General features: G+C 43.7%; 19 protein-coding genes. 5 read left to right on the forward strand and 14 right to left on the reverse strand.

Annotated elements, in window-relative coordinates; all coding sequences use genetic code 11:
- The first annotated feature begins 209 nt into the window (after positions 1 to 209).
- Positions 210 to 5,261, forward strand: coding sequence for a translocation/assembly module TamB domain-containing protein (locus FKX85_RS11235; RefSeq protein WP_141614823.1), 5,052 nt, complete (start codon positions 210 to 212; stop codon positions 5,259 to 5,261).
- Positions 5,261 to 7,564: a translocation and assembly module lipoprotein TamL gene (gene tamL, locus FKX85_RS11240; protein WP_168196247.1), complete on the forward strand. Its 2,304-nt coding sequence runs from the start codon at positions 5,261 to 5,263 to the stop codon at positions 7,562 to 7,564. Before FKX85_RS11235 ends, tamL begins: the two co-directional genes overlap by 1 nt.
- A gap of 140 nt (positions 7,565 to 7,704) precedes the next feature.
- Here the strand turns inward: tamL and pfkA are convergent, their stop codons facing one another.
- From pfkA to FKX85_RS11265, 5 genes are all read right to left on the reverse strand, one after another.
- Positions 7,705 to 8,691 carry a 6-phosphofructokinase gene (gene pfkA, locus FKX85_RS11245; RefSeq protein ID WP_141614824.1) on the reverse strand — a complete coding sequence of 329 codons (987 nt, stop codon included), beginning with the start codon at positions 8,689 to 8,691 and terminating at the stop codon, positions 7,705 to 7,707.
- A complete protein-coding gene (locus tag FKX85_RS11250; RefSeq protein WP_141614825.1) occupies positions 8,681 to 9,067 on the reverse strand; it encodes a methylglyoxal synthase in 387 nt (128 codons plus the stop codon). The genes pfkA and FKX85_RS11250 overlap by 11 nt, the downstream gene beginning before the upstream one ends.
- Before the next feature lie 164 nt (positions 9,068 to 9,231).
- Positions 9,232 to 11,754, reverse strand: a complete 2,523-nt coding sequence (gene priA, locus FKX85_RS11255; protein WP_141614826.1) for a replication restart helicase PriA — start codon at positions 11,752 to 11,754, stop codon at positions 9,232 to 9,234.
- A gap of 5 nt (positions 11,755 to 11,759) precedes the next feature.
- A complete protein-coding gene (locus tag FKX85_RS11260) occupies positions 11,760 to 13,796 on the reverse strand; it encodes a thioredoxin domain-containing protein (RefSeq protein WP_141614827.1) in 2,037 nt (678 codons plus the stop codon).
- 15 nt (positions 13,797 to 13,811) lie between these two features.
- Positions 13,812 to 14,792, reverse strand: a complete 981-nt coding sequence (locus tag FKX85_RS11265) for a GSCFA domain-containing protein (RefSeq protein ID WP_141614828.1) — start codon at positions 14,790 to 14,792, stop codon at positions 13,812 to 13,814.
- 194 nt (positions 14,793 to 14,986) lie between these two features.
- On the opposite strand from FKX85_RS11265, the gene FKX85_RS11270 reads away from it, so the two are divergent.
- A complete protein-coding gene (locus FKX85_RS11270) occupies positions 14,987 to 15,235 on the forward strand; it encodes a hypothetical protein (RefSeq protein WP_141614829.1) in 249 nt (82 codons plus the stop codon).
- 234 nt (positions 15,236 to 15,469) lie between these two features.
- Here the strand turns inward: FKX85_RS11270 and rplI are convergent, their stop codons facing one another.
- The 4 genes from rplI to FKX85_RS11290 all read right to left on the reverse strand — a co-directional run bounded on the left by rplI (position 15,470) and on the right by FKX85_RS11290 (position 17,839).
- Positions 15,470 to 15,913, reverse strand: a complete 444-nt coding sequence (gene rplI, locus FKX85_RS11275; protein ID WP_141614830.1) for a 50S ribosomal protein L9 — start codon at positions 15,911 to 15,913, stop codon at positions 15,470 to 15,472.
- Between the two features lie 45 nt (positions 15,914 to 15,958).
- Positions 15,959 to 16,210, reverse strand: a complete 252-nt coding sequence (rpsR, locus tag FKX85_RS11280) for a 30S ribosomal protein S18 (RefSeq protein ID WP_015266191.1) — start codon at positions 16,208 to 16,210, stop codon at positions 15,959 to 15,961.
- Positions 16,207 to 16,578, reverse strand: coding sequence for a 30S ribosomal protein S6 (rpsF, locus tag FKX85_RS11285; RefSeq protein ID WP_141614831.1), 372 nt, complete (start codon positions 16,576 to 16,578; stop codon positions 16,207 to 16,209). The genes rpsR and rpsF overlap by 4 nt, the downstream gene beginning before the upstream one ends.
- A 340-nt stretch (positions 16,579 to 16,918) precedes the next feature.
- Positions 16,919 to 17,839, reverse strand: a complete 921-nt coding sequence (locus FKX85_RS11290; RefSeq protein WP_141614832.1) for a coiled-coil domain-containing protein — start codon at positions 17,837 to 17,839, stop codon at positions 16,919 to 16,921.
- Between the two features lie 42 nt (positions 17,840 to 17,881).
- On the opposite strand from FKX85_RS11290, the gene FKX85_RS11295 reads away from it, so the two are divergent.
- Positions 17,882 to 18,481: a methyltransferase gene (locus FKX85_RS11295; RefSeq protein WP_141614833.1), complete on the forward strand. Its 600-nt coding sequence runs from the start codon at positions 17,882 to 17,884 to the stop codon at positions 18,479 to 18,481.
- Here the strand turns inward: FKX85_RS11295 and FKX85_RS11300 are convergent.
- Complete coding sequence (locus FKX85_RS11300; RefSeq protein ID WP_141614834.1) at positions 18,475 to 19,251, reverse strand: O-methyltransferase; 777 nt, start codon at positions 19,249 to 19,251, stop codon at positions 18,475 to 18,477. The genes FKX85_RS11295 and FKX85_RS11300 overlap by 7 nt on opposite strands.
- Positions 19,251 to 19,637 carry a Co2+/Mg2+ efflux protein ApaG gene (apaG, locus tag FKX85_RS11305; protein ID WP_141614835.1) on the reverse strand — a complete coding sequence of 129 codons (387 nt, stop codon included), beginning with the start codon at positions 19,635 to 19,637 and terminating at the stop codon, positions 19,251 to 19,253. Before apaG ends, FKX85_RS11300 begins: the two co-directional genes overlap by 1 nt.
- A 71-nt stretch (positions 19,638 to 19,708) precedes the next feature.
- Here apaG and ung point away from each other — a divergent pair, with 71 nt between their 5' ends.
- Positions 19,709 to 20,371, forward strand: a complete 663-nt coding sequence (gene ung, locus FKX85_RS11310; RefSeq protein WP_141614836.1) for a uracil-DNA glycosylase — start codon at positions 19,709 to 19,711, stop codon at positions 20,369 to 20,371.
- A 123-nt stretch (positions 20,372 to 20,494) separates the two neighbouring features.
- On the opposite strand, the gene lepB is transcribed toward ung, so the two are convergent.
- Genes lepB through FKX85_RS11325 form a run of 3 tightly spaced genes read right to left on the reverse strand, consistent with a single transcriptional unit; the run spans position 20,495 to position 22,821 of the window.
- The gene (gene lepB, locus FKX85_RS11315; RefSeq protein ID WP_141614837.1) at positions 20,495 to 21,565 is read right to left on the reverse strand and encodes a signal peptidase I; all 1,071 of its coding nucleotides are present in this window, start codon (positions 21,563 to 21,565) and stop codon (positions 20,495 to 20,497) included.
- Between the two features lie 18 nt (positions 21,566 to 21,583).
- Positions 21,584 to 22,306, reverse strand: a complete 723-nt coding sequence (gene dapB, locus FKX85_RS11320) for a 4-hydroxy-tetrahydrodipicolinate reductase (protein ID WP_141614838.1) — start codon at positions 22,304 to 22,306, stop codon at positions 21,584 to 21,586.
- A gap of 5 nt (positions 22,307 to 22,311) precedes the next feature.
- Complete coding sequence (locus tag FKX85_RS11325) at positions 22,312 to 22,821, reverse strand: DUF5683 domain-containing protein (protein ID WP_394345016.1); 510 nt, start codon at positions 22,819 to 22,821, stop codon at positions 22,312 to 22,314.
- Between the last annotated feature and the right edge of the window lie 103 nt (positions 22,822 to 22,924).

The raw sequence follows: 22,924 nt of genomic DNA on the forward strand, positions 1-22,924 counted from the left end.
GTACACAGATTTAAAAATTGGGTTAGTGGACATGATGGAAATGATTGATGGAGCGGGTTTTAGCGTTAATTTTTCAGGAATATTTTTGGTTTAGCATGAAAATTGGTTTATTCTTCTAAGCAAGTTGTTTTTGCAATTAACACGAAAACATTTTTCATTAAAGTAGACTTTTACTTATTATCTTTACTAAGAGAACTAAACAGACACAATTGAATAAACTAAAAAAGGTACTTTATAAATTTTTCAAGGTATTTAAGGTAATACTATTGGTATTGCTGGTACTTATTGTGGGTGCTTTGCTCTTTATCCGGAGTCCATGGGGCCAAGACATCATTGTAGGGAAGGCCATCAGCTACGTAAAGGGTAAAACCAACACAGAGATGGACATTGAAAAGCTTTATGTTACTTTTTCGGGAAATTTATTTTTGGAAGGACTTTACCTCGAAGACCAAAAAGGAGATACGCTTCTTTATTCGGGAGCATTGGAGACCGGTGTTGAAATTTGGCCGTTGCTCCAAGATGGTGCTATTCACATATCCAAATTGGAATGGAATCAGCTCACCGCCAATGTGATTCGTGATGGAGAAAGCGGGAAATTTAATTTTGATTTTTTGATGGAGGCATTTGCTTCCGGTGATAGTACGACCGCTGCAGCGCCGGATACTGCCCAAACATCCCCGGAAATGCCACAGGTGGATTTAGGGCCAGTGGATTTAAGGGATTTTAATATTACGTACCAAGATGGAGTGATGGGGATAGACTCCAAGGTCAATTTAGGAGAAATCCACTTGGACATGAAACGGATTGATCTAGATAAGATGGCTTTTTATATCCAGGATTTTCAGTTTAGAAATACCTCCGCGAGCTATACACAAACCAAGCCTTTTCCTCCCTCAGCGGAAGATACGACAGCAGCCTCACCCATGCCAGTGATAATCATCGATCATTTTTTGGTAGAAAATGTTCAAGCGATGTATGAATCCATACCGGATGAAATGAAAGCCCAAGTGGATTTAGGCAAGTTTCTAGTGGAGCTGCCTGAAGCGGACCTCACTACCCAGAAAGTGCATCTAAAAAGGATGGAATTAACCGATTCCAATATCAACCTTAAAATGCCACGGGCCACTTCATCCGACAATGAAACTGAGACAACCACGAGCGAGTCTGCCCCCTTCCAGTGGCCAGACTGGATAGTAGATGTTAATGCCATTGCACTGGAAAGAAACCAGTTTGATGTTACTTTTGGTGATGAAAAGGTGACACCAGGAGCATTTAACCCTGAAGCAATTTCCATTTCAGATTTTCACTTTCTCGCTTCTCAGATTTACCTAAAAGAGGGCGGTGCAGGAATTTCATTGGACCGTTTTGACTTTAAAGAGGCCAGCGGATTTCAATTACAGGAATTTGGGTTTAAAGCAGCCGTATCAGATACGGAAGTGTCCATTGAGGATTTGGGCATAACCACTGGAAACAGTGCGCTGGGAGGTGGTATGACCTTGACCTACCAGTCTATGGATGAGCTGATCAATTATCCCGATAGGTCTAATTTTGATGTGCAACTTCCTAAAATAAAACTCAATGGAAAGGATGCCTTTTATTTTGCTCCTGATTTGCGCAAAGACACTATTTTCAAAGAGGTGAATAAAAAGAACCTTACCGGCAAACTACAAGTCGAAGGGAGCTTGACCAATATGAGGGTCAATAAAACGCAGTTGAATTGGGGCAAAACTACCCAAGTGTCTGTAGATGGAATCCTGAAGCAGGTGATGGATACCGAAAAGCTCCAGGTGGACTTGAAAACGGTCCGTTTCAATACAACCAGGAAAGATTTGTTGGCGTTTTTAGATGAAGCGGACTATGGTGTACGGTTTCCGGACCGGATTACTTTAAACAGCTCCGTGAAAGGAATGCTGAATGACCTCGTGGCCCACGCATCCGTCGAGACGACGGATGGAAATCTTTTTGCCGATGCCAAATACATGGACAGAGAGCAGCTGATTTTTGATGCCCAAGTGAAGGGAGAGCAGTTACTGATGGAAAAAATACTTCCCGGCCAAGGGCTGGGAACATTGACTTTTGAAATTGATGCTTCGGGCAGTGGAAGTACTATGGAAGAACTTGATGCTAACTTAACCAGTGCTTTTGAGGAATTGTCTTATAATGGCTATGATTTTTCCGGACTTTCGCTGGATGGCCAGTTGACCGATGGAGAAGGTGAGGTCAATGCATCTTTTACGGATGAAAACCTGGACATGGCACTTAAGGTGGGGTTATTGTTGGATTCGGTGGATGCGAAATATACAGCGGACCTAAATCTCAAAGGAGCCAATCTCAGAAATTTAGGAGTGACGGCAAAGAACATTCGTGCTCGTTTGAAGTTGATGGCCGAATTTCAGGGCAATCCAGAGCACTTCGATGTGACCACCAAGATGAGCGAAGGCTTGGTGGTGTACGATGATCGTTCATATCCACTTGGGGAGCTGGATATCCAAGCTGCTGTCCGACCGGACAGTACGAGTGTGGATATTCACAGCATGATGCTGAATGGGTATCTGCGGTCAAATTCCTCTCCTGCGCAGATCTCAGCAGGAATGCAGCGCCACTTTGAAGGGTACTTTAAAGACTCATTGCAAGGAGACAGTAGTTCTGTGGATACTTCCTTTCAGGAACCCGTCAATTTGGATTTACAGATGGCGTTTAAGCGGGCACCGGTACTGGATCAGGTGTTTTTAGAAGGCCTGGAACAGATGGATTCCGTGGATATCAATGTCAACTTCCGTGAACATGAAAAACAGCTCCAGGCCAGTATAAGTTTGCCTCGTGTCCGATATAATGAAATGATGCTGGACAGCCTTTTGGTGGATGTGGACGGAGATGGAACAGAAATGAAACTGGATGTGGGATTTGAGGGGTTGACGGTATCTCCGCTGGCCATGGGCAGAACTTCCTTTAAGGGCAATTTCAGTGGTCAAAATCTATATATGAATTTCGAGTCTTACGATGAAGAAGAGTTGCTGTATTTTGTGGATTCCGAATTGGATTTCAAGGGAGATACTATGCATTTGCATGTCGTTCCAGAAGGCTTGGTGCTAAACAGACAGCAGTGGGAGGTGCCCGCATCTAACCAGGTTTCCTATGCTGATAACGCATTGAGGTTTTCGGATTTTAGTTTTACGTATGAAGGTCAGCACCTCACCTTTAGCAATGGTTTAAATCAACAAGTAGCTGAGCAGGTAGGCGTTACTTTTGATGATTTTCGACTTGGAACCATCATGAGTTTGCTAAACCCAGACCAGTTACTACTAGGAGGTGAGCTAAACGGGGATTTTGTGGTTGAAAATCCATTTGGAGCCACTGGGATCGTCGCGGACATGGACATTACAGATATGAAGGCCATGGATGTAGAACTCGGGAACCTTGCCCTGAGGGCAAAGTCCGAAGATACCAAGTTATACGATTTTAACCTTGCGCTAAAAGACCGTGAGATTGATTTGGATATTGTGGGCGATTACCAAGCCAGGGAAGAAGGGGCGGATTTGAACCTTAAAATGGATTTAAATGAGCTACAGCTGAAAGTGCTCGAAAAGCTCATGCCTGATCAGTTTGGAGAGGCCACTGGAAATCTGCAAGGAAACTTGGCCGTAGATGGCACTACGACAGCTCCCCAATACGAGGGAGCGTTTAATTTTGAGTCTGCCTCGCTGGTGGTGAAAATGCTGAACTCAAAATTCACATTGCCCACCCAGCCGTTACGTGTCGATGATCAAGGAGTGTACTTTGACCAATATAGCTTCAAGGATGCCGATGGAAATAGCTTTACCCTGAATGGAGAAGTGGGCACAGAAGATATGACCAACCCGGTGTTTGATCTAAAGCTGGCCGCGCAAAACTTCCAGGTGCTCAATTCTACCCGTGAAGATAATGACCTATTTTACGGAAAAGCCAATATCAATGCTGATGTCAGCATCACTGGAGATATGAATCTTCCAGTCGTAAAGGCAGATTTAAAGGTGAATGAAGGAACGGACTTGACTTTTGTCATTCCAGAGACACAGCTGGAAGTGGTCGAGCGAGAAGGAGTGGTGCTCATAGTGGATAGAGATAATCCCAACGATATCCTGACGAAGCGGGAGATGGAAAATCCAGAGGCTGCTTTTACAGGATTGGAAATTGCAGCGCTGCTGAAGGTAGATCCAAATGCGGTTTTCAGGGTGATTGTAGATGAGCGTTCGGGAGATAACCTGATGATTGCAGGAGAGGCCGACCTGAACCTGAATATCGAGCCCAATGGTAAAATGAACCTGTCAGGTATCTATGAGCTTTCCAAAGGACATTATGAGATGAGCCTCTACAACTTGGTCTCCCGAAAATTCAATATCGTCGAAGGGAGTTCCATTACCTGGAAGGGAGATCCCATGGATGCCGATATGGATATTACTGCTTCATATGATGTGAAAACTTCAGCGAGTGACCTTATGGCCACCCAAACTTCGGGCGTGAGTTCGGAGGTCTCTACACAATATCAAGAACGATTGCCCTTTATTGTTTATTTGAATGTAGAAGGGGAGTTGATGCGTCCGCAGATATTTTTCCAATTGGACATGCCCGAAGATGAACAAGGCGCCTTAGGTGGAAATGTTTATTCCAAGATTCAGCAAGTCAATGAGGAAGAAGGGGAATTGAACCGTCAGGTGTTTTCTTTGATGGTCCTTCAGAAATTCATGCCGGCCACAGGAGGAGACGGCACTGGAGGAGGTACTGCAGGGTTGGCGAGATCCAGTGTCAGTCAAATGCTTTCTAGCCAGTTAAATGCCCTGTCCAGTAATGTGCTGGGCAATTCTGGTTTTGAGCTAAATTTTGACTTGGACAGCTATGAGGGGTATCAGGGTGCACAGACCCAGTTAAATGTGAGCGCACAAAAAAGGCTTTTTGATGATCGATTGATAGTCCAGGTGGGGAGTGAGATGGAACTGGAAAGCTCCGGTCAAGATACTCAAAATGACGGTGCTGTATTTGGAAATGTGAACATCGAGTACTTACTCACTGAAAACGGTAGGTACCGCCTGAGGGGATTTAGGAAAAATGAATTTGAAAGCATCATCGATGGACAAGTGATCGTCACGGGAGTGGCCTTCATTCTGAACAGGGAATTCAACAAATTCAAGAATTTTTGGAAAAGCGAGGAAAGGATACAGCGCGAAAGTGAAGAAGAAACCAAGCAACCTGAAGCTGTAGAGGGTAAAAATAAAGAGGAACAATAATGAGTAGATTCTTTCAATACCGGCTGTTTTTTTTGATGATGATCCTTAGCTCGTGCGGGGTCACCAGATATATTCCAGAGGATGAACAACTCTACACTGGCTCATCCCTTAAAATCACGACGGAGGACAAGGAGAATGTAAATGATAAGACCCTTGAAGTGATACAAAGCCGGCTGCACGAGATGATCCGTCCAGAGCCGAACAGTAAGTTTTTGGGGATGCGAATTGGGCTGTGGGCACACTATAAAGGCACTCAAGAAAAACCAGGGTTTTTCAACCGTTTTATGAACAAGAAATTCGGTCAAGAGCCTGTTTATTTTAGCCAAGTGAACGCATCCAAGACAGAGGAGTTATTGCTGAACAGATTGGAAAACAATGGCTTTTTTTATGCTTCTGCAAATAGTGAGACCACCGGAAAGGGAAAGTTTTTAGGGATGGCTTATGAAGTGGAGGTCAGCCGGCCTTACCGTCTGGAAGAGTTCACCTTGGAGGGAGACAGTTTAAGTATCCAAAAAGAGATAAATGAAATCCTGAAGGAAACGAAACTGACAAAGGATGCCAGGTTTGAGTTACAGGCCTTTAAAGACGAGCGGGCACGTATAGATGAAGCGTTGAAGTTGAAGGGGTTTTATAATTTCAATGGAGATTACTTGATTTTTGAGGCGGATACCAATAACTATGAAGAAAGGAAATTTGACTTGTTTTTACGGCTAAAAGCAGGTGTGCCCGAAAAGGCCATTGTGCCTTATACCGTAAATGATATCCGTGTTTATCCCAATTATTCGGTGGAGGAAAAGACAAGTGCCCAGGATACCACGGTCATCGAAGAAATTGCTTTTATCCAAGATGTGGAAACATTCAGACCGGAATTGCTGGAAAGGTACATTCTGATAAAAAAAGGACAAAGATACAGTTCGGAGCAGTCCAGGTATACCTCAAACAGGCTTTCGGCCATTGGGAATTACAGGTATGTGAATTTGCGGTATGAGGAAGTGGATTCTGTAACATTGGATGATGGAGGGAAGCTCGATGCCAATATTTATCTTTCTCCGCTAAAGAAAAGGTCAGTAAGAGCGGAGCTACAAGGTATTTCAAAGTCCAATAATTTTATTGGGCCTTCTGTTTTGCTGACCTATCGAAACAGGAACCTGTTTAAGGGGGGCGAAACGTTGAATATTTCGGCGAGCTTTGGCTACGAAACACAGATAGCCGGAGGAGACCGAACGGGCTTGAGTACTTATGATATAGGGCTGAGCAGCGATTTGATTTTTCCTCGGGTGATCTTTCCCACGCAAATCCAGGACAGATTCAGGTATTCTGTGCCCAAAACCAAAGTTAGCTTAGGAGTGCAATCTATCAATCGGATTGGGCTTTACAGGCTAAACAATGTCTCCACTAGTTACGGGTACTATTGGAATGCGAATAGGTTTGTTTATCATGAGATAAACCCGATCAGCTTAAGTATTGTGAGCCTGTCGGATGTGACACCCGATTTTCAGCAGATTCTGGATGACAATCCTTTTTTGGCCAAGAGTTTTGAGCAGCAGTTTATCGCTGGGCTTAATTATACGTTTAATTATAACCAACTGGGAGATAAGTTCAGGACTCATAAGATCTTCACAGGGTTTTCGCTGGATATGGCCGGTAACTTGATTGGGGCGTTTGATGGAAAAAGTACTGTGGAAGAGCCTAACAAGATTTTTGGAATGGAATACGCCCAGTATGTTCGTGGAGACCTGGACTTTCGTTATCACTTGCAGTTAGGAGAGGACCAGGTTTTGGCGACGCGGTTATTTGGTGGAGTAGGTGTTCCCTATGGGAATTCCATCTCCTTGCCTTATGTAAAGCAATATTCCGCTGGTGGCCCCAATAGTGTTAGGGCTTTTAGGATTCGTTCATTAGGCCCGGGCTCCTATCGACCAGATTCTATCAATAATCAATCTTATTTCGAGCAGACGGGTGATATTCGGCTAGAAGGAAATATTGAGTACCGATTTCCGATCGTTCCTTACCTGAAAGGGGCGCTATTTGTCGATGCTGGTAACGTGTGGTTGATGAATGAGAACGAGGCATTGCCTGGAGGTAAGTTTACAGGCTCTTGGGCAAGCGAACTCGGCGTAGGGACCGGGATTGGATTAAGAATAGATATTGAGTTTTTTGTGATCAGGTTTGATTTTGCTTCTCCGTTACGAAAACCTTGGCTACCAGAGGGAGAGCGATGGCAGAAAGAGTTTAAACCATTTGACCGAGATTGGAGGAGGGAAAATTTTATCTTTAACTTTGCGATAGGGTATCCGTTCTAGTTATGGGTAGGATTGTAGAATTGTTTGATCGTAAAATTGAAGTTGTGCTTGGCTCTACTCATAAGCTTATCCCTATTTCATATCGCCGCGTCACAGAACATTTCCTTTTACAGTTTGACAATTCTACAATCCTACAATACTTAGGTAGATAGGATTTTTGCTACACGGAAGTCTTCTTCATCCACTTCCTTATCGTCTACTATTGCCCTTTTTATGGGGGTGTAAACGACCTTGTTATTGATGACGCCAGCCATCACATCACATTTCCCTTGCATCAGGCCTTCTACGGCAGATACGCCCAGTTTACTGGCAAGTACCCGATCGTAGGACGTTGGAGAGCCACCACGTTGGAGGTGGCCAAGGATGGTTACTTTAATGTCGTAATTGGGCAGGTATTTCTTTACTTTTTTGGAAATTTCCATTGCGCCCCCGCTTTTACCGCCTTCAGCCACGATGACCACATTGGCTTGCTTTTTGGCCTTTGCACGGGTGTTTAGGCGGTCTATCAATGCTTCCACAGGCATTTTTTTCTCAGGAATCAGTGTTGCCGCTGCAGCACTGCCAATACCTGCATTGATGGCGATAAAACCAGAATCACGTCCCATTACTTCTACAAAGAAAAGTCTGTCATGAGACGTGGCAGTATCCCTGATTTTATCGATGGACTCGATGGCTGTGTTACAAGCCGTGTCGAAACCAATGGTATTGTCAGTGCCAGAGAGATCATTGTCAATCGTTCCCGGCAAGCCAATAGCAGGAATGCCAAATTCCTTATAAAATAGGTGAGCACCTGTCAGGGAACCGTCTCCGCCGATGACCACTAGTCCATTGATACCGTGTTTTTGGAGGTTATCGTAAGCTTTTTTTCTTCCTTCGGGTGTTCTGAATTCAGCGCAGCGGGCGGATTTGAGGAAAGTACCTCCCCGCTCCAGTACATAGGCAATGTCAGAACTGTCCAGTTGTCGGATGTCATTTTGGATCATTCCTTCATATCCTCTATAGATCCCGTAAACTTCTATGTTATAATAGAAGGCACAACGGACTACTGCACGAATGGCTGCGTTCATTCCCGGTGCGTCACCTCCAGAGGTCAGTACACCGATTTTAGTTATTGCTTTACTTTCCATTGTGTAAATCGGTGGTTATTTGTTTGAACATTAGTTTTGCAGAGGCCAGGTTGGTGGCCAGGGGAATATTGTGTACATCACAGATTCGCATCAGCATTTGTACATCTGGTTCGTGGGGATGTTTGTCCAGTGGGTCTCTGAAAAATATGACCAGATCGAGCTTTTTTTCAGCTGCCATAGCTGCTATTTGGGCATCACCACCATAAGGGCCTGACATCAGTTTTTCGACCTCAAAACCAGCTCGTTCGATGTGAGAGCCAGTCGTTCCAGTGGCAAATAAGCGAATGTCAGCTCCTAGAAGCCGGTCTTTGAAACCACTTAGAAAGTGTACCATGTCAGCTTTTTTTCCGTCATGGGCAATTAAAGCTATTCTCATTATCGTTTGTTTAATAGGTTGATGGCCTAAAGTTATGAAAAATATAAGATTTTGTTCAAGGTTTGTTTTGGTAAGATGAGTATTGAAGGTTTAGTGGCCATAACATTTTTTGAAATGTCAATTTTGTGTTTAAGACAGTTTAATGATATAATGCCATTGACCTATCAATAGGGATCGACGTCCACTACAAAACGGACCGATTTGAATTCTTTTTGGGTATTGAGATCAAAGATGATCTTCCCCATTTCATGTTTGAAAATAGCGGGGGTGTTGCCGGCTTTGTCCAGCTTTACATAGATGTCAAATAGATATTGGTTTTTGATTTTTCCTATCAAGGCTCTTTCAGGTCCCAAGATGATTTTTTTTATGGCGATTTCTTTGAGCAGGTTGGTCAGGTGACGGGAAGCTTTTTCAGCGATTTTGGATTCCTTGTGCCGGGCGGTGATTTTAATGTTTTTGACGAATGGGGGATAGAAGAACCGCTTTCTTTCTGCCATTTCAGTAAGGTAAAATTCCGGGTAATTTCCTTGAATGACTTTTTCAAAGACCACATTGTCTGGCCTTCTGGTCTGTACGATAACATTTCCCCTGCGATTTCGCCTGCCAGCCCGGCCGGCCACTTGGGTGATTTGCTGGAAGGCCCGTTCTCCTGACCGGAAATCCGGAAAGTAAAGGATCCGATCAGCGTCTACAATTCCCACCACCGTAACCCGGTCGAAGTCCAGCCCTTTGGTGATCATCTGGGTGCCCACCAAAATGTCTAAATTTCCCGAGGAAAATTCATCAAAGATACGTTGATAAGCGTATTTGCTCCTCGTGGTATCCAGGTCCATTCTTCCTATCCTGGCTTCAGGAAACAGCAGGGATAGGCTTTCTTCCAGCCGTTCCGTGCCGATGCCCACTGTCGTCAACTTATGGCTCCCACAAGCAGGGCAGGCACGGGGTACTTTTTCTTTAAATCCGCAGTAATGGCAGCGCATTTCTTCGCTGTACTGGTGATAGGTGAGGTTGACATCACAGTGCTCACAATCAGGAATCCACCCACACTCTTCGCAGGACATATAAGGTGCATAGCCACGCCTGTTCTGAAAGATCAAGATCTGTTCTTGCCGATCCAATGCTTCTTGGATTTTTTCTCTCATGATCCGTGTAAAGTCCAGCTTGAGCAGGTTTTTCTTCTTGTCGACCAGGATGTCCGCTATATGGAATTCCGGTAACTGTGCTTCCCCGAAGCGTTTGTTTAGGTGGACGTACCCGTATTTTTGTGTTCGGGCATTGTAGAAGGATTCGTAGGAAGGAGTGGCACTTCCTAGGAGGGTCTTGGACTGGTGGAGCCAAGACAGCATGATGGCTGCATCTCGAGCCTGAAATCGCGGTGCGGGATCGAATTGCTTATAGGAAGGCTCATGCTCCTCATCGATAATGATCATCCCCAGACTGTCAAAAGGTAGAAAAATGGCTGACCTGACGCCCACCACGAAGGAAAACCGTCCACTCAGCACTCCTTGCCAGACTTCCACGCGTTCATTGTCGGAATGTTTGGAATGGTAAATGCCCATCTCACTGCCAAAGACTTTCTGGAGCCGGCCGACGATCTGTGTGGTCAGGGCGATTTCGGGCAGCAGCAGCAAAACTTGAGAGCCACTGTCAAGCACTTCCCTGATCAGGTGGATGTATATCTCTGTTTTGCCACTTCCCGTGATCCCGTGAAGGAGCACGGTTTGCTTTTGGCCAAATTGTTCTTTGATGCTGGATAAACCTTCTTGTTGGAAGTCTGCTAGATGGATCTCACGATCATCAGTGGGGAGGTCGTCAAACCTGCTGACGATCACTTTAAACTCTTCTAAAATCTCTTTTTTAATGAGTGTTTTGAGGGAACTGGGACTAAGCCCTGCGTCCGTAATGACTTTTTTCTCAAGCCCTTTTTCATTCTTTTCAGGGGAATGAAAAACAGGGACTTCCTGAAGATATTTCAGTAGGATTTCCTCTTGCTTGGTGCTTTTGCTCAGCTTCTCAAATAATGCTTCCAGGGCTTTTTTGGAAGTGGCGTAGGGTGCTTTGAGCTTTATCCTGTTTTCTACTTTTGGTACGTATTTTTCTTTGACCTGCTCATATACCAATACCGCTTCCTTGATGACCAGGCTTTTGATGATCAGATAACTGGATTTGATGCCCAGTAACTTCCCACAGTCTTCATAAGTGAGTTCTGCATTTTTCTCCAAAGCATCCAGGATGATTTGTTCTCGGTCATCTATCGGAAACTCAGAAGTCTCCGGGTCAAATTTCGGGTTTAATTGGACTTTACTTTCACTGCTCAGTTTTAGGCCTGAAGGGAGTGCCGCATTCATGACTTCTCCGATCTGACAACAGTAATATTCAGCCATCCAAAACCAAAATTTGATTTGCAGGGGATTAACGACTGGTTGATCATCCAGCACTTCTAATATTGCCTTGGTCTGATAATCTTTAGGTGGTTTTTGATGGACTTTTCCTATGACTCCCGTGAGGACTTTTTTTCGTCCAAATTGCACGATCACCCGATGCCCAATGCCGATGGATTTTTCCATTGACCTAGGGACGCGATAGGTGAACATCCGGGGAATGGGTACAGGAAGGATCACATCAGCAAAAGTAGATGGATCGGTGGTTTCGTCATGCGGTATACTATCTCCAAAAAGGTCTTCCAAGGTAATCAGTTGAGTTTTGGGAATTGGTCAATTGCTTCTGCTACCGTCGCAACAGGGCGAAGGCAGGTTTTGTCAAAACAAACGTAAATTAACGCATTTCCATTTTGATCTGCTACTTTATCCGCTAAAAGGGGTACGTCTTTTGTTTTGGTTTCTGATACAGCGATTACTTTTAGGGCAGGAGTAGCTTGTTGTATTTCCAATGCGAGGGACTTGGCACCCCGACCTACGATGGCTACTTCCGGGGTGCCCAGAAATTCCGATAGATAGAGATTTGCCCATTGGCTAAGGAATGCCGGATCCGAAAGTAACAATGTGCGCATCAGCCCCAGTAATTGCTGCGCCAGTTTGAGGTAATGGTCCTCGTGATAATACCTGCCCAGCTGATGGAGGTTGTTGGCCATCAGGGCGTTCGATGAAGGGATCACATTGTCAAAGATCTCCTTTTTATTTGCAATGAGTGTCTCGGAATCCGGGTTGTTGAAATAGAAAAGGCCATCCTCCTCATCGTAGAAATGTTCCAGTACAAATTCCGTTAGGCTCTTGGCTTTATGAAGCCAATGACTATCGCCAGTTAGTGGATAAAGATGGATAAATCCCTGTATGACTGCGGCATAGTCTTCCAGGAATGCCGGTGTGTATGCTTTTCCGCCTTTGTAGGAGCGGTAGAGTTGATTGCCTTGAAGCATGTGTTCCGCTATAAAAGCCCCGTTTTTGATGGCCAGGGATTTTGCCAGCGGGTTAGTTGTGGCCCAATACGCTTGAGCCAATCCTGCTAGGGTCAGGCCGTTCCAACCGGAAATGACCTTGTCATCCAGGCCAGGAGGTGTGCGAAGGTTTCGAATTTTAAGCAGCCTTTCCTTGGTCTGTCGTATCTTTTTTGACAATTGATCCATAGAGAAGCCGTACTTTTGGGCGATTTCTGCATAAGGGCTGGTCTGGAACAGGATATTGAGACCTTTTTCCCAGTTCCCTTTTACAGTGATGTTGTAACAATCATAAAACCAAGCATCGTCATCGTCGAGTATACTTTCCAGCTCATCGTAGGTCCAAGTGTAAAACTTGCCCTCTTCTCCTTCACTATCGGCGTCCAGGGCAGCGTAAAAACCTCCTTCTTCCTGATGCATTTCTGTCTGGAGCCATTGAATGGTCTCGTTTATTTTTTCCTTATATAATGCTTCACCGGTGAGCTGAAAAGCTTTGGCGTAAAGTGACAGCAACTGGCCATTGTCGTAGAGCATTTTTTCGAAGTGGGGAGCAAACCACTCACCATCCACTGAGTACCGGGAAAAACCCCCTCTGAGGTGATCGTAGATGCCGCCCATGCCCATTTTGCTTAGAGTAAAGAGTACATTGTCTTTTAATGCAGCGTCTCCTTTTAAGGTGGCATAACGCAGTACAAAATCCCAAACGGCTGGCATGGGGAATTTTGGAGAGCGGTTAAATCCGCCCCATTGAGAATCCATTTGACTGGCTATTTTTTGTGCCATATGGGTGAGGTCTTCGGAGGTTAGCTTGCTGCTATCATCAGAGAGGCGGTATTTTTCCCTTTCTTTTAGCTTGATACTGTTCCCAAATCCCTCAGCACTTTTTGCTAATTCATCAAAATGTTTTTCATAAGCCTCTGCGATATTTTGAAGCAGTCCTTTCCAGTTGGCATTGGGGAAGTAGGTACCACCATAAAATGGCTTTTGGTTAGGCATTAGAAAGACATTGAGCGGCCATCCTCCTTGCAGCCCCATAGATTGGACTGCATCCATGTAGATGTTGTCGAGATCAGGACGCTCCTCTCGATCGATTTTGATGCACACAAAGTGCTCGTTCATGATCGCGGCAGTCGCTTCATCCTCAAAGCTCTCATGCTCCATTACATGGCACCAGTGGCAGGCAGAGTAGCCTATGGAGACGATGATGGGCTTGTTTTCCTGCTTTGCCTTATCCAGTGGTTCTGGTCCCCAAGGGTACCACTGGACAGGGTTATAGGCATGCTGGAGCAAGTAAGGGCTTTGGCTGTAAATGAGCTGATTGGCTTTCTGGGACATGGAAATGTGGGTTTGTTAAAAAGATAAAAGCTGGTCATTTACCTGCTTGATCTCTTTGGTGAAATCAAATTCAGCGGGCATTTGTTCCATTTTTCTTAGAAGATTTTGAAGGAATTTTTGGTGCGCTGCACTGGATGGGTTAAATGGCCTGTGTGCCAAGGCCTTTTTGATGTCCATGATGTTTTCGGCTTGTTTCCGGGCTGCGGGGGAAAGGTAGCTATGGGAGAATTTCTCCCAGATATATACCTCCGCTTGTGTGGATGGATGGATGAGGTCGTCTTTATAAAAACGATAATCCCTGAGTTCGTCCATCATGATTTCATAGCTGGGAAAATAACAAAGGTTTTCATGCACATTGACCAGTTCGTCACAGGCTACCCTTAAGATGGATTTGCTGAGTTGATTTTCGGGAATGCCATCCTTGGTATGCCGCACCGGACTGACGGTCAATACAATGTTTAGATCAGGGTTCATTTCTTTTAACCTATGGTGAGTTCTGGAAAAGGCCTTTTTTATTTCATCCACGCTAAGTGTCTTTTTTTTGAATTCCTTAGCTGGCTGCTTATGACAGTTGGATACGATCATGCCAGACGACCGGTGCTCATAGACATTAGCGGTGCCAAAAGTAATGACGAGCAAAGATGCGGTGGATAACATTTCTTTCGTAACGCGACATTGTGCTTCCAAGAAGCTTTTTAGTTCGTCTTTAGTGTTTCCAGAGATGGATGAATGACAAGAATAATGCAAGTGTCTGGCGTCATGTTCCAAAAAAAGTGCCTCAGGAAAGTTTGGTTCTCCCAGAGCGATATCGATGAGCTGGAGTAGTGACAAGGGATTAAATAGTGTGCCAAAAGGATTGTCCAGTACCTTGAATTTCCGCTCCTTTAGTTTTTGTCCAATGACTGTGGAAAAGCATGACCCAATAGTCATCACCGAAGATGAATGATCTATCGGGCAGGGATGAAATGGAATGTCAAAATTGGTTTGTAACTGCATAGAACGAAATTAGCGAAATTGTGCCAATGATCGAGCAATAGGTCGTTGATCAGTGAAGTTTTATGTGTATGTTTATAAAAAGTTATTTTTGTTATTGATTTAGTGAAAATAAATTAGGTTCGTTGATAGTTTGTTTTCAGAAGGCTATTTTTAGTGAATAAAAGGAAGAGATTTTTAAACAAACCATATTGACCATGAAAACACTTACTTTAGAGAAAACCGTAGAAGCAACCGTTGAAAAATTGCAAAGGCTTAAAATCCAAGATCAACTGATAGCAGAGCTACAGTGGTGTTTGGGGAGTTTTCGAAACGATCAGAATCCTGCTGGGCTGATTGAGAAGAGTTCCGTAGCACTGGAAGCCCTGAGAGCTGAAAAGGAAAGGAACAGTAGGGCCGTTTCCAAGAAGCTGATCGAAGACTTGGAGAAGGTCGCTTCGGCCTGATTTATTTGAAGTGGTAAAAAAAGCTGATTTTACGCATTGCTACCAAAAATAAGAATACTCAGCGAATTGCTTTGTTTCGGGCAATAATCGGTATATAAAATCCGTGTAATCCGTGAATTTTCTTCCCAAGGAGCTTGATTGATTTCCAGTACTATTCCGGATAATCAAAAAAAACAGGGCTATCCGCCTAAGGAGGATAGCCCTAAATATTGATCTCTAAATCGAAATGCAGGCTTATTCAGCTACTACTTCGAATTTAACCTCAGTTTTTACTTCTCTGTGAAGATCTACTTCAGCTACATATTCACCGGCACCGGTTACAGGCGTGCTGATAGCGATTTTCTTTCTATCTACTTCCACCCCTTTTTCTGCAAGGGAATCGGAGATTTGAAGGGTAGTTACTTTACCGAAGATTTTTCCTGAGTCGCCGATTTTGGCTTTGATTTCCAGTTTGATACCTTCGATCTTGGCCGCTAGCTCTTCAGCTGCAGTTTTGATTTTTTCTGCTTTGTGAGCTGCCTGCTTGATGTTTTCTTCAAGGATTCTCTTGTTAGAAACTGTGGCCAATACCGCAAAACCTTGAGGGATAAGGTAATTTCTTCCGTATCCTGGTTTTACAGTAACTAGATCATTCTTATAGCCAAGTCCTTTTATGTCTGTTTTTAAGATAACGTCCATTGTAGTTGTCTAAATTTATTAAGTATTGAATAGAACAGGGCCGGATTATTTCAATCCGTCAGTTACATAAGGTAACAAGGCCAAATGTCTGGCTTTTTTAATGGCGTTGGCCACTTTTCTCTGGTATTTCGCAGAGTTTCCTGTAAGTCTTCTAGGAAGGATTTTACCTTGCTCATTTACAAACTTCAATAAGAAGTTAGGGTCTTTGTAATCAATGTACTTGATGCCCATTTTCTTGAATCGGCAGTACTTCTTCTTATTTTGTTCTCTGTTGATTGGTTCGTTCTTAAGTGTCATTTTGCAGCCTCCTCTTTAGTTTCAGTTTTTTTGTTGAATTCACCTTTTCTTCTTCTCTCGGCATAGGCAATAGCATGCTTATCCAATACAGTAGTCAAGAAACGCATTACTTTTTCGTCCCTTCTGATCTCGATTTCAAACTTCTTGATCAAAGTAGGCAAGCTTTTGAATTCTACCATTACGTAGAAACCAGTGCTTTTCTTCTCGATTGGATAGGCCATCTTCTTAAGACCCCAATTTTCAACATTAATAATTTCTGCTCCCTCTTCTTTTAACAAGTTCACGAACTTGTCAACGGTATCCTTCATCTGAACATCAGACAAAACGGGAGTTAAAATGAATACCGTTTCGTAATTTCTTTGGAACATTTTAATTATTGTTTTTAGTAATTATTAAACAGATCGCAAAATTAAAGGTTTATTTTAATTTATCAAAGTCCAATGCGCTAAATTGATGGGTTAATGCATATTTCTGGTTCAATGCCGTTTAGATAAAAGCAGACAGTGACAAAGCTAATGATTGAAAAGATCCTTTCCCCATCTGTCGGGATCAGGGTAGCCTGCCTGCATGACTATCGGGGACATACGTTAACTAAACGGCGTTAATTTCGAGTTAAAGTAAGGAGTTGTCCCTCAAAAAAAATCACCTGCTGACAATAATGCCTGCAGGTGACGTTCAAAATTAAAATATGTCAAACGCAATGCTCGGTTATTTTATTTCAAAGGACTCGTTGCCAATATTGAAACCTTCACTGTATATTTTTACTTCGTAGATTCCTTCTGGATAGTCTGTTTCTTTTTGATAAAGGTAGATGAGGCTCTTTTTCGAATTGTCATATAAGATGGCCTGCTTTGCCGTGTAGAATTCCTCACGGCCATCAATGCTGAATGTGCCAGAGCCTTTAGCAATGTCGAAAATCACTTGGTTGTTTGGGGCGACGACTTGTACGAAAATATCCCTGGATCCTGGCTCCGCGACATTGTTTTCGGTCAAATCGAATGATATTTTTAGCTTTTCTAAATGCCGATTACGAAAAGAACCTTCTCGCTCTTTGCCTCTTGAATTGACTGCTGCTACCGAAATGTTCTCCGCATGAAGCTTCTGGGCAATATTTACCTTTTCTTCCAACTTGTCCTGTTTTAGGTTTAGCTGTACGATGGAATCTTCAATTTCAGCCTTTGAGGTTTTTAGATCTTGGTTTTCTGTAAAAAGCTGTTGGTTTACCTGTTTTAGTTTTTCGATTTCGGTGTCCTTTTCCACAAGCACGCCAGAAAAACCATCTATTTTTTTGTTCAGTTCATTGATTTCAGCAGCACTTCTGTTGCGATCAGTATTTCGCTCAGCTAGTAATTGCTCCTTAAGCACGACTAGTGAGTCTACATTGCCGCCCAGCTTTTTGATTTCGTTGATTCGCAGGTCCAATTGATAGGCCATGCTGTCAATACGGAGGTTGAGATCATTATTTTCTTCCGATAAAATGAGGATTTCTTCCGTCTTTTGTGATTTATCTACACTGTCAAAGTACAGTTTTATGCCACTGAAAATAACCAAGAGAAGTAAAACAATGATCAGGATGTTTTTCCCCTTTCCATTTCTTGATGATTTTTCTTCAGGTATATTAGTGCTCATATGTATTGTGTATTAGTCGGTTAGTGCAAACAAAATTCAATTATGTATCCTTCACTTGACGAAAACTATTGGCTTAGCAGGTACCAGCAAAATCAAATTGGCTGGGATGCCGGTGAAGTAACCATTCCCCTAAAGCAATATTTAGACCAATTTCACGATTATGGAGTAGAGATTTTGATTCCGGGTGCAGGAAATGCGCATGAAGCAGCGTATGCTTTCCAAAAAGGCTTTCAGCATGTCCATGTCTTGGATATCGCCGACGAACCGCTCAATAGATTCCAACATCGATATCCGCAGTTTCCAACGGCCCATTTGCACCATGAAAACTTTTTTGATCACCGGGGTCAATATGACCTTATTTTGGAGCAAACGTTCTTTTGTGCTTTATGTCCAAATCTACGAAATGATTACGTCAAAAAAATGGCGCAGCTCTTAAAGCCTGATGGAATGCTGGTAGGGCTACTTTTTGATGTGCAGTTTGGACGGAATGAGCCTCCTTTTGGAGGTACCAAAGAAGAATATGTTAATGTGTTTTCGAATGCACTTGAAATTCTGAAATTGGAGCCATGCTACAATTCCATTGGTCCACGAAGAGGTAAGGAGCTTTTTTTGATGGCCAAAAGACCGTCAGGTCATCAGTAGTGCAAGATGTGGTGTTGTTTTATTATTCCGGGAGTAAAAAACAGAATGCCACATTCATAGAAGTCCATGCTCATGGTAACGGCCGAGTGTGTTTTGAGCTCCTTCCAGGCTTTTTCCATTTCCTTGGAGCGATGAATGTCACCCACAGCCACGATGCTGTCTTTTTTCAGAAAAGGAAGTAATGTTTCCCAGAATTGTATGGTCGCCGGGTAATTATGATGGGCATCGATCAATACAAAATCCACTGAGGAGATTCCTTGGAGAAAGACAGGCAAGGTTTCCTGTATCCTGCCTGCTATCAAGTGGATGTTGGTGTATCCTGAAAAAGTGGTCTTGGCGACTTGCGCCAATTCCTCAGCACCTTCAAAGGTATTGACCTCTCCTTTGGTGGATTGAGCTAGGTAAGATGTGGTAAGGCCCACGCATGTGCCTAATTCTACCACCACCCGAGCTTGAGTAAGTGAACAAAAGTACTGATAAAGCAATGAGAATTTTGGCTTGCTGGAGCTGTGTCTGGTGATGGACGAAATTTTTCTGACGGGATTTTTTATATACAGCGATCCAGTACCATGGTCCTGAATGGTTATTTTGGTAAGAGTGGAGAGAAGTTTTTTTCGCTTGGATTCCAGTGTGGGTGATCTTTGGGTTTTAGCAAATTCCTTGAGTCCTTCGTAAACTTGATAGGCAAAAGGCGCTTGCAGCGAGTGGCGGTCTACTTTCGATAGAAAATAGCGGATGTAAGCAAAAAAAGGATAGATTTGATCAAACACTAGTTGTGGAAGATGTCTGCGATGAGTTGAAATTCAGGGATGGTTACGATGATGGTTTTACCATCTTGGATACGCTCCATATAATAATTGCCTTTCATTTTGCCTTTGCCAGAGTTTAGGTTACATCCCGAAACATACTGGTGGGCATAGCCTGGTTCTAAGATGGGTTGTTGGCCCACGACGCCGTCCCCTTCGATGATCCGTGACTTTTGGCCTGCATCAGAAACCTCCCACCGTCTTCGCAAGAGCTGAATGGTGCTGGGGCTATTATTTTCGATGGTGACTTTATAAGTGAAGACATAGTGATGCTGATGCGGACTGGAGTACTCCGATTGGTAAGTCGCCTCTACACTTACTTTGATGCCTTCTGTAATAGCAGTTACCATTATATTTTTTCTAAAGGGATTTTTGTTCGAAATTAAGGGTTTATTGTGAATTCTCAAGAGAAATAGTCTAAATGAACGTTAAAATAGCTTCTTCCTGGAAAGAGAAATTATCTGAAGAGCTTGAAAAGCCCTATTTTGAATCTTTGGCGGCATTTGTGAAAAATGAATACCGGCAAAAACAGGTGTATCCTGGAGGGGGTGAAATCTTCAATGCATTTGACAAATGCCCTTTTGACAAAGTGAAGGTGGTCATACTGGGGCAAGATCCTTATCACGGCCCTGGACAGGCCCATGGCCTTTCCTTTTCTGTCCGCGAAGGGGTGCCGTTTCCACCTTCTTTGCTGAATATTTTCAAGGAATTAAAGCAGGACCTGAATATCGATATTCCTTCCCATGGGAATTTGGAGCGGTGGGCAGCGCAAGGAGTGCTGTTGCTCAATGCCACCCTTACCGTGGAAGCCCATAAGGCAGGATCACATCAAAAGAAAGGATGGGAGGAATTTACCGATGCGGTGATCCAAAAGCTGGATGAAGAAAGGGAAGGATTGGTGTTTTTGCTTTGGGGTGCGTATGCACGTAAAAAGGCCGCTTTTATTTCTGACGAAAATCATCTCAAGCTACACGCTCCCCATCCAAGCCCCCTTTCTGCACATAGAGGGTTTCTAGGTTGCGGGCATTTTAGCAAAGCCAATGATTACTTGAGGCAGAGAGGGCAGGAGGAGATCAAGTGGTGAAAGAGAGGTGAGGTTTTGGAGGTGGTTATTGGTTACCAGATGCTATATACTACATATCAAAAAAGGCGGTGAAGCTATCATTGCTTCCCGCCTTTTTTAAATCGCTCTAGTTTACCTGAATGTCTAATGAATGCCCTTAAAGAACCTATCCCAGCGGATCTTACTGAACATGCTTTTGTGTTTATCGAGGGACAGCCATAGGAACCAGGCCTTGCCCACGATATGGTCTTCAGGGACAAATCCCCAAAACCTGGAGTCAAGGGAGTCGTGCCTGTTATCACCCATCATAAAATAGTAGTTTTGTTTGAAGGTGTAAGTGTCTTGCTTTTTACCGTCAATGAAGAGCTGGTTAGCTTCTATTTGAAGATTTTCGATACCTTCATAGTGGCGGATGGTAAAGGCATATCGACGAACATTGTCTTCAGTCAAGTCGATCGTCCAACCTTCTGCGGGAACGGTAAGTGGTCCAAAGTTATCCCTGTTCCAGCCGTAATAAGCGCCATCAGGGTGGATTTCAGGATCACCGTTTCCTTCTTCATAAACCCTGATTTTTATTTCCTTGATGACTGGTGATTCTGCCAGTTTTTTGGCGATGGCAGGTGTGGTAAATACCACATATAAGCCGTTATAGGGGTGGAATGAGTCCTGATTGATGTCAAATTTTTCAAAAAACTCAGCGTTCAGCATCCTGTTAGGGACCACATCATAGGAGAACTGCATTTCTTCAGGGTTTTCTGCAGGAGAACCATTAACGATGAGCTGCGCGTCCTGGATTTCGATGACATCACCAGGGGTGCCTACTGACCGTTTGATATAGTTGGTTTTTAGATCCACGGGATATTCGAATTCATCCGGGTAGTTAAAAACCACTACGTCGTTTCTTTCCACACTGCTAAAACCAGGTAGCCTGTAATAAGGCAGCTGGACCGCATCAGAGTAAGAAGGAATATCAGTTCCCCAAATCTTTTGATGGGTAAGTGGTACCTGTAGCAGTGTTTGCGGTGTTCTGGTGCCGTAATGCATTTTGCTCACGAAGAGAAAGTCACCTACAAGCAGGGACTTTTCCATGGAAGCAGTAGGGATGGTAAACGGTTCTAAAAATAACCATCGAATCAAGCTGGCAGCAATGACTGCGAAAACCAACGCGTCCAGCCACTCCCGGACTGGTCCTTTTTTCTTTTTTTCTGAACTCATGTTTTTAGCAATGGTTTATTAAAAGGTAAGGTAGTCATCCATGGATAACACACCTTTTTTATCTTTGATCCACTCAGCTACCAAAACTGCGCCAAGCGCGAAACCCTTTCTACTGTGGGCCGTGTGCTTGATCTCAATATCGTCGATTTCTGATCGGTAGGTGACAATATGCGTCCCTGGAGCAGGGTCGATTCTTTTGGCGGTGATGGCAAGGCTACGTTCGTTATCGGACACATCTTTGTCCAGATCCCAACGCTTTACCCTGTCCACTCTGTCGATGATCGATTCGGCCAAAGTGATGGCCGTACCACTAGGAGCATCCTTTTTCTCAGTGTGGTGAATCTCTTCCATCCTGACGCTGTAGTCTGGCTGCTCATTCATGATTTTGGCAAGGAAACTGTTCACTTTGAAAAGGATGTTTACCCCGATGCTGTAATTTGAAGCATAAAAAAACGCCCCGCCGTTGGAGAGGGTAAGTCGTTCGATTTCTGGTTTTTTGTCAAGCCATCCTGTGGTGCCGCAGACCACAGGGATATTATGCTTGATCGCCCATGAAAGGTTCTTTACCGCCGCATCTGGCTGACTGAATTCGATAGCTGCATCCACTTTGCTGGCGTCAAGGGCTTCTAGCTCCTGGACATTGCTTTCGTCAATTTTCGCAGCAATCGTATGGCCTCTTTCTTCGGCAATTTGCGAAATGATCTTGCCCATTTTGCCATAGCCTAAAATCAATATGTTCATTTCGGTTATTTAAATTGTATTTTAAATGATAATCCAATAGCGTTTCTACTTGCATAGGTAGGTTCTACGGATGGTTCTAATTTAAAGGTGAGGTCATTGGAGACGTCAAATCCCGATAAATGGGCATCCACAAGGGCATCCACAATATTCAGGGCATAAATGGCCGTAAAAACCAAGTAACAAGCATCCCTGTTGCGACGCCAGTAATCGACATTCCTGATCAGCCCATCTTCGTTCAGGTTAGGGAAAATATTATCAGTGCTCTCGTCATCGTCCCTGTAAATGGTCAATGCTTCTTTGAAAATCTGATACCTTCTGTTATTAAACTCCACAAAGTAAGCAGTAGTAATGATTCCACCATAGATAATTGGAACTTTCCACATCTTCTCATTATAAACCTGCCCAGCACCGGGAAGGATGGCGGAGAGAAGGGCTGCTTTTTTTGGGTTTTTGATATTGCCCTTGTTAATATTGATCTCAACCTGCTCGGTGGAATCATGTGCAATAGCCCTCACTTCCTGTCCAAAAACGGTGTTTTGGAAAAGGAGGAATAAAACAAAAACAGCAATAGTTTTAACATGAAAAACTATTGCTTTGATGTTTTGATCAGTAATATGC

It is taken from the genome of Echinicola soli, assembly GCF_006575665.1.
Classification (GTDB): domain Bacteria; phylum Bacteroidota; class Bacteroidia; order Cytophagales; family Cyclobacteriaceae; genus Echinicola; species Echinicola soli.

What these genes read in the sequence shown, in the direction of transcription:
- tamL (WP_168196247.1), top strand. Translation starts at nt 5,261, where the DNA reads ATGAGTAGATTCTTTCAATACCGGCTGTTTTTTTTGATGATGATCCTT.
- pfkA (WP_141614824.1), bottom strand. Translation starts at nt 8,691, where the DNA reads ATGGAAAGTAAAGCAATAACTAAAATCGGTGTACTGACCTCTGGAGGT.
- FKX85_RS11250 (WP_141614825.1), bottom strand. Translation starts at nt 9,067, where the DNA reads ATGAGAATAGCTTTAATTGCCCATGACGGAAAAAAAGCTGACATGGTA.
- FKX85_RS11260 (WP_141614827.1), bottom strand. Translation starts at nt 13,796, where the DNA reads ATGTCCCAGAAAGCCAATCAGCTCATTTACAGCCAAAGCCCTTACTTG.
- FKX85_RS11265 (WP_141614828.1), bottom strand. Translation starts at nt 14,792, where the DNA reads ATGCAGTTACAAACCAATTTTGACATTCCATTTCATCCCTGCCCGATA.
- FKX85_RS11270 (WP_141614829.1), top strand. Translation starts at nt 14,987, where the DNA reads ATGAAAACACTTACTTTAGAGAAAACCGTAGAAGCAACCGTTGAAAAA.
- rplI (WP_141614830.1), bottom strand. Translation starts at nt 15,913, where the DNA reads ATGGACGTTATCTTAAAAACAGACATAAAAGGACTTGGCTATAAGAAT.
- rpsR (WP_015266191.1), bottom strand. Translation starts at nt 16,210, where the DNA reads ATGACACTTAAGAACGAACCAATCAACAGAGAACAAAATAAGAAGAAG.
- rpsF (WP_141614831.1), bottom strand. Translation starts at nt 16,578, where the DNA reads ATGTTCCAAAGAAATTACGAAACGGTATTCATTTTAACTCCCGTTTTG.
- FKX85_RS11290 (WP_141614832.1), bottom strand. Translation starts at nt 17,839, where the DNA reads ATGAGCACTAATATACCTGAAGAAAAATCATCAAGAAATGGAAAGGGG.
- FKX85_RS11295 (WP_141614833.1), top strand. Translation starts at nt 17,882, where the DNA reads ATGTATCCTTCACTTGACGAAAACTATTGGCTTAGCAGGTACCAGCAA.
- apaG (WP_141614835.1), bottom strand. Translation starts at nt 19,637, where the DNA reads ATGGTAACTGCTATTACAGAAGGCATCAAAGTAAGTGTAGAGGCGACT.
- ung (WP_141614836.1), top strand. Translation starts at nt 19,709, where the DNA reads ATGAACGTTAAAATAGCTTCTTCCTGGAAAGAGAAATTATCTGAAGAG.
- lepB (WP_141614837.1), bottom strand. Translation starts at nt 21,565, where the DNA reads ATGAGTTCAGAAAAAAAGAAAAAAGGACCAGTCCGGGAGTGGCTGGAC.
- dapB (WP_141614838.1), bottom strand. Translation starts at nt 22,306, where the DNA reads ATGAACATATTGATTTTAGGCTATGGCAAAATGGGCAAGATCATTTCG.